This is a genomic window from Variovorax sp. V35 (assembly GCF_041154465.1).
In the GTDB taxonomy this organism is placed as follows: domain Bacteria; phylum Pseudomonadota; class Gammaproteobacteria; order Burkholderiales; family Burkholderiaceae_C; genus Variovorax; species Variovorax boronicumulans.
Genome location: NZ_AP028666.1, coordinates 6,035,259 through 6,048,920, shown reverse-complemented (window position 1 = coordinate 6,048,920; position 13,662 = coordinate 6,035,259). Strand labels below are relative to the sequence as shown.

At 67.8% G+C, this 13,662-nt stretch carries 14 protein-coding genes; 7 read left to right on the top strand and 7 right to left on the bottom strand.

What is annotated here, in order from left to right:
• Positions 1–12 precede the first annotated feature (12 nt).
• From ACAM42_RS27900 to rtcR, 5 genes are read right to left on the bottom strand one after another with little or no spacing between them, the layout of a single operon-like run.
• The gene (locus tag ACAM42_RS27900) at positions 13–963 is read right to left on the bottom strand and encodes an ornithine cyclodeaminase family protein (RefSeq protein ID WP_369630090.1); all 951 of its coding nucleotides are present in this window, start codon (positions 961–963) and stop codon (positions 13–15) included.
• Positions 960–1,823 carry an alpha/beta hydrolase gene (locus tag ACAM42_RS27895; RefSeq protein ID WP_369630089.1) on the bottom strand — a complete coding sequence of 288 codons (864 nt, stop codon included), beginning with the start codon at positions 1,821–1,823 and terminating at the stop codon, positions 960–962. The genes ACAM42_RS27900 and ACAM42_RS27895 overlap by 4 nt, the downstream gene beginning before the upstream one ends.
• Positions 1,820–2,392, bottom strand: coding sequence for an exonuclease (locus tag ACAM42_RS27890; protein WP_159272961.1), 573 nt, complete (start codon positions 2,390–2,392; stop codon positions 1,820–1,822). Before ACAM42_RS27890 ends, ACAM42_RS27895 begins: the two co-directional genes overlap by 4 nt.
• Positions 2,389–2,928 carry a 2'-5' RNA ligase family protein gene (locus ACAM42_RS27885; RefSeq protein ID WP_369630088.1) on the bottom strand — a complete coding sequence of 180 codons (540 nt, stop codon included), beginning with the start codon at positions 2,926–2,928 and terminating at the stop codon, positions 2,389–2,391. The genes ACAM42_RS27890 and ACAM42_RS27885 overlap by 4 nt, the downstream gene beginning before the upstream one ends.
• Before the next feature lie 23 nt (positions 2,929–2,951).
• Positions 2,952–4,571: an RNA repair transcriptional activator RtcR gene (gene rtcR, locus ACAM42_RS27880; protein WP_369630087.1), complete on the bottom strand. Its 1,620-nt coding sequence runs from the start codon at positions 4,569–4,571 to the stop codon at positions 2,952–2,954.
• Positions 4,572–5,263: 692 nt separating this feature from the next.
• Here rtcR and ACAM42_RS27875 point away from each other — a divergent pair.
• The 6 genes from ACAM42_RS27875 (at position 5,264) to rtcA (ending at position 10,747) form a co-directional block, all read left to right on the top strand.
• Positions 5,264–6,415: a slipin family protein gene (locus tag ACAM42_RS27875; RefSeq protein WP_095950994.1), complete on the top strand. Its 1,152-nt coding sequence runs from the start codon at positions 5,264–5,266 to the stop codon at positions 6,413–6,415.
• Between the two features lie 247 nt (positions 6,416–6,662).
• Complete coding sequence (locus ACAM42_RS27870; RefSeq protein ID WP_369630086.1) at positions 6,663–7,208, top strand: hypothetical protein; 546 nt, start codon at positions 6,663–6,665, stop codon at positions 7,206–7,208.
• Between the two features lie 36 nt (positions 7,209–7,244).
• Entirely contained in the window at positions 7,245–8,465 is a 1,221-nt protein-coding gene (locus tag ACAM42_RS27865; RefSeq protein ID WP_369630085.1) for an RtcB family protein, read from the top strand.
• Between the two features lie 2 nt (positions 8,466–8,467).
• Positions 8,468–9,223: a DUF5677 domain-containing protein gene (locus ACAM42_RS27860; protein ID WP_369630084.1), complete on the top strand. Its 756-nt coding sequence runs from the start codon at positions 8,468–8,470 to the stop codon at positions 9,221–9,223.
• Positions 9,224–9,270: 47 nt separating this feature from the next.
• Positions 9,271–9,624: a zinc-ribbon domain-containing protein gene (locus tag ACAM42_RS27855; protein ID WP_369630083.1), complete on the top strand. Its 354-nt coding sequence runs from the start codon at positions 9,271–9,273 to the stop codon at positions 9,622–9,624.
• A 22-nt stretch (positions 9,625–9,646) separates the two neighbouring features.
• Positions 9,647–10,747 (top strand): RNA 3'-terminal phosphate cyclase, encoded by a 1,101-nt coding sequence (rtcA, locus tag ACAM42_RS27850; RefSeq protein ID WP_369630082.1) that lies wholly within the window; start codon positions 9,647–9,649, stop codon positions 10,745–10,747.
• Here rtcA and ACAM42_RS27845 read toward each other — a convergent pair whose 3' ends face one another.
• Positions 10,748–11,107, bottom strand: a complete 360-nt coding sequence (locus tag ACAM42_RS27845) for an alpha/beta hydrolase (protein ID WP_369630081.1) — start codon at positions 11,105–11,107, stop codon at positions 10,748–10,750. It abuts the gene before it with no gap.
• A gap of 117 nt (positions 11,108–11,224) precedes the next feature.
• The gene (locus ACAM42_RS27840) at positions 11,225–12,883 is read right to left on the bottom strand and encodes an adenylate/guanylate cyclase domain-containing protein (RefSeq protein ID WP_369630080.1); all 1,659 of its coding nucleotides are present in this window, start codon (positions 12,881–12,883) and stop codon (positions 11,225–11,227) included.
• Positions 12,884–12,926: 43 nt separating this feature from the next.
• Between ACAM42_RS27840 and ACAM42_RS27835 the strand changes: the two genes are divergently transcribed.
• Positions 12,927–13,652 (top strand): Crp/Fnr family transcriptional regulator, encoded by a 726-nt coding sequence (locus ACAM42_RS27835; RefSeq protein ID WP_139700373.1) that lies wholly within the window; start codon positions 12,927–12,929, stop codon positions 13,650–13,652.
• Positions 13,653–13,662 lie beyond the last annotated feature (10 nt).

Genomic DNA, 13,662 nt, shown 5'->3' with positions numbered 1-13,662 from the left:
GCGGCGCGGACCTCAGGGGTTTGCGCGGGCCTGCCACACCAGCGTGGCCGCGCTCAGGTCTTCGAGCGCGCTGCCCACGGCCTTGAACACCGTGCGCTCGGCATCGCCCGTGCGCCCGGGTCGCGTGCCGCGGCACAGCTCGGCGAGCGTGCCTTGCACCGTGTCGGCGCGCAGCGTGCCGGCCGCGATCGCATCGAGCAGGTCGCCGGCCTTCTGCAGCGCCTCGGGCGTGTCGATGAAGGTGCGCGTGCCATCGAAACAGTGCACATCGGCTTCGCGCATCGCGGGCGTGAAGCTGCCGATCAGGTCCAGGTGCGCGCCCGGCGCGAGCCATTCGCCGCGCACCAGCGGCGTGGTCGCCAGCGTGGCGCAGCTCACGATGTCGGCATTGCGCACGGCCGCTTCGAGGTCGGTGCCGGCCGCTTGTGCATTCCATCCTTCGGCACGCCATTGCTCGGCCAGCGCCTCGGAGCCCTCGGGCCGGTGGTTCCACACCCACACCTCGTCGATGGGGCGCACGCTCGCGTGCGCGGCGGGCAGCATGCGCGCGATGCGGCCGGTGCCGAGCACCAGCAGCTTGCGCGCGTCGGCGCGGGCCAGGAACGAGGCGCCCAGCGCCGAGGCGGCCGCCGTGCGGCGGGCCGTGATCTCGTTGCCGTCCATCATCGCCAGCGGCACGCCGGTGCGCGCGTCGTACAGCACGTAGGTCGCGTGCAGCCCCGGCAGGCCGCGCGCGCCGTTGCCCGGAAAGATGTTGATCGTCTTGATGCCCAGGAAGCCCGCGTCGCTCCACGCCGGCATGATCAGCACCGTGCCGCGCGTGGCCGCGTCGCCGCTGGTCTCGATGCTGTGCACGTGGCGCGGCGGCACCTGCGCCTCGGCCGCGAAGGCGGCGCGCAGCGCGGGCACCAGCTGCTCGAAACCCAGGGGTGCGGCGGTGGCGGCTTCGTCGAAGTGTTTCATGGGCGGGCAGGCAGCGCCGGAGCGCTGTCGAAGAAGGTGGTGAGGGCTTGCCGGTAGGTGGCGCCAAAGCGCGGCGCGGCCATCGGCTCGAGGTGGCCGGCGCCCGGCACCTCGATCAGCTGCTTGGGTTCTTTCGCATCGGCCAGCAGGCGCTGCGAGTGGCCGTGCGGAATCACCGCGTCGGCCGTGCCATGGATCAGCAGCAGCGGAATCGGTGCGATGGCCGCGACGAACTTCGAGGCCGCGTAATCGTCGCGCACCAGCAGGCCGGCGCCCGGCAGCTTGTCGTTGGCGATCGAACGGTACGAGTAGAAGGTCGACTCGATCGCCACCGCCTTCACGCCGGCCCGGTTGCCCGAGCCCACGGCCGCGATCGCGTTCGTTCCGCCCAGGCTCTGCCCGAAGACGAACAGCCGTGACGCATCGACATCCGCGCGGGCGCGCACATGGTCGAGCGCGGCGTTCGAATCCTCGAACACGCCGCGGGGTTCGGGCTCGCCGTCCGATTCGCCATAGCCGCGGTAGTCGAACACGAAGACGTTGTAGTCCTGCGCGGGCAGCCACGCCACGAAGCGCCAGTGGCTGCTCATGTTCTGCGCGTTGCCGTGGAAGTGCACCACGGTGCCCTTGGCCGCCTTCGGGTCGGCTCGGTCTGCGGCGGGAATGAACCAGCCGCTCAGGCGCGTGCCGTCGGCGCTGGTGAAGCGCACGTTTTCGTAGCGCAGGCCCAGCGCGTCGGGCGTTTCGTAGCGGACGCGGTCGGGGTAATAGAACATCGACTGCACGCAGCCGCCGAGCAGGAAGAGGGGCAGGGCGGCGAGCGACATCCACCAGCGGCGAGCAGGTGCGGTGGTGGTCATGCCTGCGGTCCGCCGGCCCGCCGGCTTTCGGCGAGCATGTTGCAAAAGAGGGCGCCTTGCTCGATGGCGTCGTCCAGCGCCACGTGCGTGTGCGGCAGCCCGGCGTCGAACCAGCGGCGCGGCATCGCGCGCTTGGTACTGTCGCGGTAGCCGATCTTCAGCAGGGCCATCGCGAAGCTCTTCATGTCGAGCGCCGAATGGCTGAACGGGCTCTCGCCGGCGAAGCGCATCAGGTACCAGTAGACGAACAGGAAGTCGAAGCCCGCCGGGTACGCCACGAACACCGGTCGCGCCTTCAGTCCCTTGAGCCACGCGACGTAGTTCTTCATGGCGTGCGTCGGGTCCTGCAGGTCGGTGCGGCACGCGGCCCAGGCCTCGGGCTGGGTCTGCCACCAGGCAGCCGTCTTCGGGTCGGCCTCGGCGCCGGGCAGCGTGTGCAGGTTGGCGCTGAAGGTGGACACCAGTTGCTTGTCGGCCGTATAGGCGGCCGAGCCGAAGCTGAGCATCGAGTGCGGGCCGGGAATGGGGCCGTCGGTTTCGACGTCGGTGCTGATGTAGATCTCGGTCATGGGCGAAGGATCGTCGCGGGGTCGGTGAGGGGGAAGACATGCATGTCCATCCAGCGCCCCGACGCGTTCTCGATGAGCACGACCTCCGTGCAGCGCGCCTGCACCGGTCCCGACGCAAGCAGCCGCGCCTGCAACTCGATGGCCGCTTCTTCCGCATGCTGCGCGTTGCCATGCGCCACCGACAGATGCGGAATGATGTCGTCATGCAGGCCGTCGTACGGCGGGAACTCGGGAAACTCCTTCACCAGCGCACGCGTCATCTCGATGAACGGCGCCGCGGGCTCCGGTGCCAGGTAGGCGGTCTCGGGAAAGCGCCCGACCTTGCCGAGCACAAAGGTGAACGACGCCGTACGTTGCAGCACGCGCCGCGCACGGTCGAGCACCTCGTTGGTGATCAGTGCGGGGTCCATGAAGGGCACGAGCAGCGTGATGTGGGCGGGCACGCCGAGCGCCACGGTGGGGTCGAAGCGGCGGCGAAGGTCTGCGGCGATGGTTTCAGCCGAGGGAACCTTCACGGCGAATGCGGAGATGGGCATCGGGCGGAGGATAGCCCACGCCCTCAGGGGCGCGCATCGGCTGAAACGCGCGCCCAGTCCAGCCCCATCTTGGCCAGGTACTTGCGCAGCCGGTCCGCATCGTTCACCACGCTGCGCTGCGTCCGCGAGGCCTGGAACAGCTGGCGCCCCGCCTCCGACAAGCTGCGCGCCGGCCGGCACACGCGCACCACCGCCTCGAGCTGCAGGCGGTCGAACAGGTCGAGCGCCGCGAACGTCTCTTCGCCGAGCAGGGCTTCCAGGTCGACCTCATCGTCCGCCGCCACTGAAGCACCCGTGCCCTCGTGCTTCCACAGCCAGCGCAGCCGCGCGATCTCCGCCTCGACCAGCGCGACGGCGATGCGCCCGCCATCGGCCAGCGTCGCGAGCCGCGTCACACTGGCCGACAGGTCGCGGAAGTTGCCGCGCCAGATCGCCTCGCTGCTTTGCGCAAAGCGCAGGTAGGCCGTGCGCGCCTCGGCGTTGAATCGCACCACGCGGTGGTTCTCGGCCGCGTGCAGGGCCAGCAGGTGGTCGAGGTTGGGCTCGATGTCCTCGGGCCGCTGTGCGAGGCCGGGCAGGTCGTAGGTCCAGAGGTTGATGCGCGCGAACAGGTCTTCGCGAAAGCGCCCCTGCGCCACGTCGCGACGCAGGTCGCGGTGGGTGCCGGCAATGAGCTGGAAGTCGCTCTCCACTTCCTTGTCGGCGCCCACGGGGAAGAAGCGCTTTTCCTCGATGGCCTTGAGCAGCATCGCCTGTTCGTCCAGGCCCAGCTCGCCGATCTCGTCGAGAAACAGCGCGCCCTGGTGCGCGGTGCGCAGCAAGCCCGCGCGGTCGCTCGCCGCGCCGGTGAACGAGCCCTTCTTGTGCCCGAACAGCGTGGACGCCGCGCCGTCGCCACGCAGCGTGGCGCAGTTCACTTCGACGAACGGCCCCGTCACCTGGTGGCGCGCCTGCTTCAGCTCGAACATGCGGCGCGCCAGGAACGACTTGCCCGCGCCCGTCGGCCCCACCAGCAGGATCGGCGCGCGCGAGCGCACGGCCACGCGCTCGATCTCGTCGATGAGTGCGTTGAAGCGCGCGTTGCGCGTGGCGATGCCGCTCTTCAGGAAGGCGACCGCGTCGCGCTGGTCGGCGTCGAAGCGGCGCGCGATCGGGTCGTAGCGCGACAGGTCGAGGTCGATCAGCGCGACCTTGCCGGCGTCGCCCTGGCGCTGCTTGCGCGGCGGCGAGGTCTGGGCCAGCACGCCCGGCACCACGCGCGATTCCGACAGCAGGAACATGCAGATCTGCGCCACGTGCGTGCCCGTGGTGATGTGCGTCCAGTACTGCTCGCGCTCGGGCTGGAAGGGGTAGGCGCGCGCCCAGTCGTACAGGCGCGTGTAGACCTCGCCGAAGTCCCACGGGTCTTCGAGGTCGAAGGGCACGAGGTTGACCGTGGTCTCGGGCGACACGGCGGCGATGTCGGCCTTCACCAGCTCGGCCAGCGCCGTGTGCTTGCGCGTGTGCAGCAGCTCGATGCGCGCCACCACCATGTCGTCGTGCTGCGCGAGCGAGACCGTGGGGCGCCACTTGTTCCAGCGGCCCGCGCCCTGGCCGGCATCGAGCTGGGTGCCGAGGAAACCGATGACGACGATGGGATTCATGGATAAAAGACTAGCTGAAATTCTAGAAATTATCTGAATGCTAGCAAGGGATCGGCGCCGTGTCACACCGGGCGAAGAAGAAATTTCCCTTGCCGGTCAACGACTTGCGTCGCCGTCGTCCGGTTTTCTGCCGGCGTGCGCGCAAGTTGGCACGCTCGCTGCAATAGAGAACCTGTCCGGATGCAGTTCATCCGCTCCCAGGTGCCGCATCACAGCGGCCCGGTGCCGCAGGCCAGACCTGTTCTTGGGTCCGCGGTATGCCGCTGTTGAACTGCGTTGGTCACTGGACTTGTTCCAGTCTGCTCATGGTGGAGCACCGTGCTAACCACACGGCGTGGCGGGTTCGATTCCCGCAAACAACCTTCGGCGGTGTTCGCACCGCCGCTTTGATGGGGGCGAAAGCCCCACCGCCCCGGCACACCGGAGCGAGGCGCAGGGCAGGGCCCGGCCGAGCGACACCGTGCCAGTGCAGGCGGCTTGCGCATTGCGCGTTCTGCAAGGAACCGCATGCAGCCATCGACGCAGAAGGAGGCGATGGCGCAGCCACCGCACCGACCCGTCGACCGCTGCGTTGCTGACCTCGCAAACCACGGTGCCCGCCGCCTGCCCTTCGTGGGCCCCGATACCTGATCTGCAAGGCAGACGAACAACGAACGACAACCGCAACGAAGAAGAAGAGAGAGGAAGAAAAAATGCTGGGATTCACCCAATTCACCGTCAAGAAGAACGAACGCGTGCTGCTGCTGCGCAACGGCGATTTCGAGGGCCTGTACGCCGCCGGCAAGTACCGCGTGTTCACGGGCTTCGACACCGTGCAGCTCGAGCGCTTCTCGCTGGCCGAGCCGGCCTTCGACCACGAGCTGGCCGACTACTTCCTGGCGCGCGAGCCGCAGCTGGTGCAGCGCGAGTTCGTGCAGGTGTCGCTGGGCGAGACCGAGGTCGGCCTGCGCCATGAAGACGGCGTGCTGGTGCAGGTGCTGCCGCCCGCCACCCGCAAGCTCTACTGGCGCGGCCTGCGCGAGCAGCGCGTTGACGTGATCGACGTGGCCGCCGATGCACGCCTGCCGGCCGAGCTGCTGGCCAAGCTGCAGAGCGTGGCGCTGCGTCCGCGTGCGGTGCAGGGGCTCGAAGGCGTGCTGCTGGTGCAGGTGCCCGAGTTCCATGCCGGCGTGCTGACCCTCGAAGGCCAGATGCAGGCGCTGCTGCCGCCGGGCAACCACGGCTTCTGGCGCTTCAACCGGCAGGTGGCCGTGACCAGCGTGGACCTGCGCTCGCAGATCGCCGAAGTGAGCGGCCAGGAAATCCTGACCCGCGACAAGGTGGGGCTGCGGCTGAACCTGTCGGCGGTGTGGCGCTTTGCCGATGTGCGCCAGGCCCTGGCGCAGATGCCCAAGCCGGCCGAGCATGTGTACCGCGAGCTGCAGTTCGGCCTGCGCGCGGCGGTGGGCGAGCAGACGCTCGACGCCCTGCTGGAGAACAAGTCGGCCATCGACCAGACGGTGCTGGCGCAGGTGCGCGAGCGGCTCGAAGGTTCAGGCCTGGTGCTGGAGAGCGTGGGCGTGAAGGACATCATTCTGCCGGGCGAGATGAAGACCATCCTCGCGCAGGTGGTGGAGGCCGAGAAGTCGGCCCAGGCCAACGTGATCCGCCGCCGCGAGGAAACCGCGGCCACGCGCTCGCTGTTGAACACCGCCAAGGTGATGGAGGGCAACCCCGTCGCCTTGCGCATGAAGGAACTCGAGACGCTGGAACGCGTGGCCGAGCGCATCGACAAGATCTCGGTGGTCGGCGGCCTGGACCAGGTGCTCAACGGACTCGTGACGCTGCGGCCGAACGGGTCCTGAGCGGTAGAGAAAAGAAAGAGACACGGGCACGCAGGCACAGAAGGGAGCGCCACTGCCAAAAATGTTTTGATTGCCGGCAGCCTGGGTAAGACCAGGTACGGCGGGCAAGTCGGTTGACGAGCAAGGTTGAGGATGCAGGTGCTGGCTCCGATGACGGGTCTGTCACTGGCGCGCGTTTCCAATCGTCGACTGGGCCATCGGACTCAAACACCATGGTCACCGTATTGATGCGGGTTCGAATCCCGCCGTGTCCACCAGTCATGTGAACGAAGTTGCTGAGAAGAAAGAAGATATGTTGAAAGAAGATCGCACCCAGGAACGGATCGGCTACGTGCTGAGCGGTACCGGCTGGGCCACGTTGAGCTTTCGTGCCGATGCCGGGCCCGTGGCCTTCGCGGTGTCGTACCTGCACGATTCGTTGGGCGACCTCGCCCGCATGGGACTCGACCTTGTGAAGGGCGCACAGCAGGCCTCTGCGGTCTTCATGGACGAGCCCGGCGAGGTTCACCTGGTGGTGACGGGCGAGAAGGACGAACTGGCTTTCGAGTTGCGCCGCTACCGCGATTGGGCCAGCTGGGAAATGACAGCCATGGACAACTACGAAGTGATCGACCGCGGGACCCTCCAACGCGTGGACCTGGTGCGCAACATCCATGCGATCCTGGAGCGCATCTATGTGGAGCTGGGGCTTGTGAAGTACCGCGAACTTTGGGTGGAGCACGATTTCCCGCTCCGCACGTACGAAGGACTCATCGCGGCATTCAAGAAGGGGCCATGGGCTTCTTGGAAGTAGAAACCGAATAAGAGATAGACAAAGAGAAAGAAAAAAATGACGAACTACAAACTGCATGAAGTCGCCAACGGCGTTCCCGTGAAGATGTGGACGAACGGCGTGCCCGTGGAAGACGAGGCGCAGAAGCAGCTCGAGAACGCCGCGCGCCTGCCCATCGTGTTCAAGCACATCGCGGCCATGCCCGACGTGCACTACGGCATCGGCGCGACCGTGGGCTCGGTGATCCCGACCTTCAAGGCCATCATCCCCGCCGCCGTCGGCGTGGACATCGGCTGCGGAATGATGGCCTGCAAGACCACGCTCAACGCACGCGACCTGCCGGACAACCTGGGCCCGCTGCGTTCGGCGATCGAGAAGGCCGTGCCGCACGGAAGCAACCCCAAGCGCATGGGCCGCGACAAGGGTTCATGGGAAACGCCGCCCGACGAAACCGACGCCGCCTGGGCGAAGCTGGTGGGTGAGTTCGACCTGATCTGCGAGGACCACCCGCGCATCAGGAACACGAACAACCACAAGCACCTGGGAACGCTGGGTACCGGCAACCACTTCATCGAGGTGTGCCTCGATGAAGCGGGCGCCGTGTGGTTCATGCTGCACTCGGGTTCGCGCGGCGTGGGCAATGCCATCGGGACGCACTTCATCGAACTCGCGAAGAAGGACGCGCAGCTGCACCAGCGCAACCTGCCCGATCAGGACCTGGCGTACTTCGAGGAAGGCGCCCAGTACTTCGGCGACTACGTGCGCGCGGTGGGCTGGGCCCAGAAGTTCGCACGGGCGAACCGCGAAGTGATGATGCAGCGCGTGGTCGCGGCCGCGCGCAAGGTCATCGCCAAGCCCTTCGAGGCGCACGTGGAAGCGGTGAACTGCCACCACAACTACGTGAGCCGCGAGACGCACTTCGGGCAGGACGTGCTCGTGACGCGCAAGGGCGCGGTGAGCGCGAAGCTCGGTGAACTGGGGATCATCCCCGGCAGCATGGGCGCCAAGAGCTACATCGTGCGCGGCAAGGGCAACCCCGAGAGCTTCATGAGCTGCAGCCACGGCGCGGGCCGGAAGATGAGCCGGACGAAGGCCAAGAAGCTCTTCACCGTCGCCGACCAGATCGCCGCGACCGAAGGCGTCGAATGCCGCAAGGACGCCGACGTGATCGACGAGATCCCGATGGCCTACAAGGACATCGACGCGGTGATGGAGGCGCAGAAGGACCTGGTGGAGGTGGTTTACACGCTCAAGCAGGTTGTCTGCGTGAAAGGATGATCATGACGAAGGAGGAGATTTCGCTTAAGCACGGAGTCGCACTTGACCTGGTCTGTGATTTTTTGAATCTCCTCAATTCGACCTTGAACGAACTCGAAGGCGATTCTGAAAATGGCCAGCACGTCATGGTGGCGGGTCTCAGTGAGCGGATGCAGACCAATGCTCAAGGTTGCGTTGAACTGGCCCGTGCAGGCCTTTCGGCTGAGGTGAAAATCTTGGCTCGAGCGTGCATTGAGGCGACGTTCAAGCTTCAAGCGATCTGCATGAATCCAAACTTGATGCAGGTCTATGCGCAGGAGCATCTTTTCTTCCAACGCCGCGCACTCCGTGCTGTAACAACGGACCTGAAGTCATCGTTCTCTCCGGAAGAGCTTGTTGACGCGGCTGCTCAACTCGATGTGGTCAACGCGGAGGTCGCATCTCTTGGCGCAAGGGAAATGCAGATTTGGGAGTGGTCACGAGAGGCGAGTCTCGCTGAAATGTATCGCTCCCTCTACGCGCTCTATAGCGGATTTGTTCATGCTAGTTCTAGTTCGCTGACGGACTGGTTGCCGATGGATGCGGAGGGGAATCTCGTTGAGATAGTTTCCGGTCCGACCGATTTCGATCTGAGTGGCACGCTCCTGTCTGTGGCGACCTGCCTGCACTACTGCCTGCATGACATCAACATACTCATGGGCCTTGATATAGGTGATGCGTTGAATGAGCTTCGTGCGCGACGGGATGACGCTTACGGCTTCGCGAAGGTTGGGGCTTAGAGCTTTGGGTCCTCTGCGTAGGAAAGCCGAGTACTCCAAATAGAAAAATGAAAAGCAACAAACAACGCCGCGCCGAAATCAAGGCGCACCGCCTCGAACGCGCAGCGCGTGCCGTGGCATTGCAGCAGCGCCACGCCGATGCGCGCCTGCTGCGCGCCGAAGGCATGGTCGCTGCCGACACGGCCTTGCTGGCCGCGCACAACAACACATACGGCCCGCTGCCCACCTTCTACGTCGACAAGGCGTTCACCTGCCGCGACTGTGGTGTGCAAGAGGTGTGGACGGCCAAGCAGCAGAAGTGGTGGTACGAGGTGGCGCTCGGCAGCATCCACAGCACGGCGGTGCGCTGTCGCGCTTGCCGGCTCGGAACGCCTCGAACAAGAACAACGACAAGCGACTGAACAAGAAAGAAAGACTTTCCCGATGACGGAAGCACAAGAAGAACAACGAGCACTCGATGCCGTCGAACTCGACGGCTCCCAAGGCGAAGGCGGTGGCCAGATCCTGCGCACCGGCCTCGCGCTGTCGATGGTCACGGGCCGGCCGCTGGCCATCGCGAAGATCCGCGCCGGCCGGGCCAAGCCGGGCCTGATGCGCCAGCACCTGGCGTGCGTGCACGCGGCGGCGGAGATCAGCGGCGCGCAGGTCGATGGTGCCGAGCTGGGCTCGCAGTCGCTGCGCTTCGTGCCGGGGCCGGTGCGCGCGGGCGACTACCGCTTTGCGATCGCCGGTGCGGGCAGCTGCATGCTGGTGCTGCAGACGGTGCTGCCGCCGCTGCTGCTGCAGCCCGCGGGCCAGGTGAGCCGGCTGCGGCTGAGCGGTGGCACGCACAACCCGATGGCGCCGCCGTTCCACTTCCTGGAGCGTGCGTTCGCGCCGCTGGTGCGTCGCCTCGGCGGCGACCTGCAGCTCGTGCTGCGCCGTTGCGGCTTCTATCCGGCCGGTGGCGGCGAGGTGGACGCGACGATCGTGCCGGCGGCGGAAGGCGCGCGGCTGCAGGCCTTCGACCTGCTGTCGCGTGGTGAGCTGCGCGCGGGCCATGCGGAGTGCCTGGCGCCCGGCTTGCCGCGCCATGTGGCGGCGCGCGAACTAGAAACGGTGGGGGCGGCGATGGGCTGGTCGGTGGAAGCCGAGCAACTGCGCACGATGCCGACGCGCCAGAACGAGGGCCCGGGCAATGCGCTGCTGGTGACGCTGGCCTACGAACACCTCACCGAGGTGTTCACGGCCTTCGGCGAGAAGACGCTGAGCGCGGAGCAGGTGGCGCATGGCCTCGTGAAGGAGGTGCGCGCGTTCCAGAAGCATGAAGATGCGGCCGTGGGGCCGCACTTGGCCGATCAGCTGGCGCTGCTGCTGGCGCTGGCGGTGTTCCGGCAACCGGGGCAGTCGGGCGCGTTCACCTGCAGCGAAGTGACACCGCACACGCGCACGAACTGCGCAGTGATCGAGCGCTTCCTGCCGGTGCGCTTCACGATCGCCGAGGCCGCAGGCCCGCGCGCGGCGCGGGTGCAGGTGGCGTCGTGATTACAGGCCGGCCTGGCGCGTGAAGCTCACGGTCGGCTTCTTGTAGGCAGAGGGCACTTCGTCGCGGTAGAAGGCGCGGCGGTCCAGGCTTTGCAGCGGGTTGTGGGCAGCGGCCACGGCCTGGTCGCGCACGGCCTGGCGGTCGAGCGTGGAGGTCACGGCGACAGTGCCTTCGGCGGCAGCGTCCGAGTACTCGTTGCCATTGCGCGCGGCGGCGACGGCCTGGGTGCGCACGTCGGCACGGCTGGCGGCCGAGGTGATGGCGTGCACGCCTTCATACGTTTCGGCGTGGGCCGCGCCCACGGTGCCCAGCAGGGCGAAGGCGGTGGCGGAAATGGCGAGGAGTTGCTTGCTGTTCATGGTGAGATTTCCCTTGAGTCTGTGGGCGGCGGACAGTCGTCGTTGCCACAAGCTGCAGTGTGAAACCGCATCACGGAAGGCGCTGTGCGTTTGCGCACCGAATCCAGCAGGTGATGCTCAGGCCGCTTTCCAGGCGCGTGAATACATCACGGCCAGTGGTTCGGAGCGCCCGCGCACGTTCAGCGTGTCGACGGGGCCCAGCGCTGCTTCGGCGCCGGCCTGTTGTGCAGCGAACTGCGAGACCACGAGCCGCGCCGAGGCGGTCTTCGAATGGTCCTGCAGCCGGCTCGCGGTGTTGACCACTTCGCCGATGGCGGTGAAGGTGGTGGTCTCGAGGTAGCCGACCTCGCCGACGGCCGCGCGCCCGGCGTGCAGGCCCATGCCGAAGTCCAGGTGCTGGCCGAACTGGGCCTGGAAGTCGACGTTCCATGCGTCCATGCGTTCGCCGATGAGTTGGGTGGCGTGCAGGGCCTGCCGGCAGGCGGTGGGCAGGTCGCTCTCGAGGCCGAAGATGGCCATCACGCTGTCGCCGATGAACTGGTTGGGCACGCCGCCGCTCTCGCGCACGGCGGCGCCCACGATGGCGAAGTAGCGGTCGAGCACGTAGGCCAGGTCGAAGGGCCACTGCCGCTCCGACAGGCCCGACCAGCGCCGCAGGTCGACGAACAAAATCGCCACGTCGCGCTCGTGCCCGAAGCGTCCGACCGGCGCGGGCCGGCCTTCGCGCGGCAGCGGCGCGAACAGCGGCGTCACCTCGATGCTGCCGCGCGGGCGCAGCTGGCAGGCCAGCCGCACGTCGTGCGGGGCGCGCACGCGCTCCAGCGTGCGCTGCTCGTCACGGCCTGGCGTGCCGATGTGTTCGGGCGCACCGCCCACGCGCACGCGGCAGGTGGAGCAGCGCGCGCGCCCGCCGCAGATCGACACGTGCGCGATGCCGTGCGAGCGGCTGGCTTCGAGCACGCTCCAGCCGGGCGGCACGTGCACGGTGCGGTCGGGGTAGCGCAGCGCGACGGTGGCGCCGCGCGCGCGCCGGGCCAGGCTGCTGCGCGCCGCGTAGGCTGCGAGCAGGGCCAGCAGCGCCAAGGCGTAGTAGAGCTTGAGGTCGGTCTCGGCGGTGTTGAGCGCGTGGCCCTGTTCGGGTGTCGGCAGCACGACGGGCGGCACGCCGGTCCACTGGAACTCGCGCCCCATCGACACGAAGCCGATCGCGGCGGTCACCGGCAGCAGCACGGCCACGGCGAGCAGCGGCGCGAACAGGCGCCGGTAGAGCGGGCGCACGCGCAGCGCGAAGTGCAGGCCGAGGCAGCCGTGGGCCCAGGCGGCGAGCATCATGCTCAGTTGCGCGCCCGCGCCGGCCAGGTCCCACAGGCCCCAGACCACGCGCACGTACGAGCCCTCGATGCCGTAGGCCAGCCAGGCGCCGCGCATGGCGGTGAGGTGCGTGGCCAGCAGCAGCGGCAGTGCAAAGCCCAGCAGCACGCGCAGGGCCTCGAGCGGCGGCATGCGAAGGGTGCGGCGTTCCCACAGGGCGGCCACGGCCAGCGCGAGATGGGTGACGGCGGCGCCGTACAGCAGCAGCGTGCCGGGCAGGCTGTGCCAGAACTTCTGCACGCCGCGCAGCACGGTCTCGGCCGCGGCGAAGGAGACGATGCCCAGCGAATGGTTCAGCAGGTGCGCCGTGATGTAGGCCATCAGCACCAGCCCGCTCGCCCAGCGGAGGTTGCGCCGTGTCGGCGTTCTCAGCAAAAAAGGGGAAGGAGGGGAACGTCTGTCCATGAACGGGTTCGAAGCGGCACCCGAGCATAATGCGCGCGCCTCGATGACCACCGGCATGGCCCTACCCGAACCCACCCCCCGCTCCAGCCTCGCGCTGCGCCGCATCGCGCTGCTCGAAGGCCTCTCCGACGACCGCTTCGACCATCTGGCGCGCCAGTGCCTGTGGCACAGCGTGGCGGCCGGCAAGCCGCTGATGCTGCGCGCCGACCTGCAGGGGGAGGTGTTCCTGCTGGTGTCGGGCCGCGTGCGGGTGACGACCTACGCGGCCAACGGCCGGCAGGTGACGTTCCGCGATTCGGAGGCCGGCGCGCATTTCGGCGACATCGCCGCCTTGGACGGCGGGCCGCGTTCGGCCGACGTGGTCACGCTCGAACCCTGCGTGGTCGCCAGCCTGGACCGTGCGGCCTTCCTGGCGCTGCTGCGCGAAGAGCCGCTGGTGGCCGAGCGCGTGATGCAGCGGCTGGCCGCGCTGGTGCGGCAGCTGTCGGAGCGGGTGATCGACCTGAGCACGCTGGGCGTGCAGAACCGCCTGCATGCCGAGCTGCTGCGCCTGGCGCGCGAGGCCGGCATCGACGGCAACGAGGCCCGGCTGGAGCCCGCACCCAAGCACGCGGCGCTGGCCAGCCAGATCAGCACCAACCGCGAGCAGGTGACCCGCGAACTCAACACGCTGGTGCGCGGCGGCGTGCTGCGCAAGGACGGCAAGGCGCTGGTGGTGGCCGATGCCGAGCGCCTGGCGCTGATGGTGTCGCAGGTGCGCGGCGACTGACCCGGTCCGC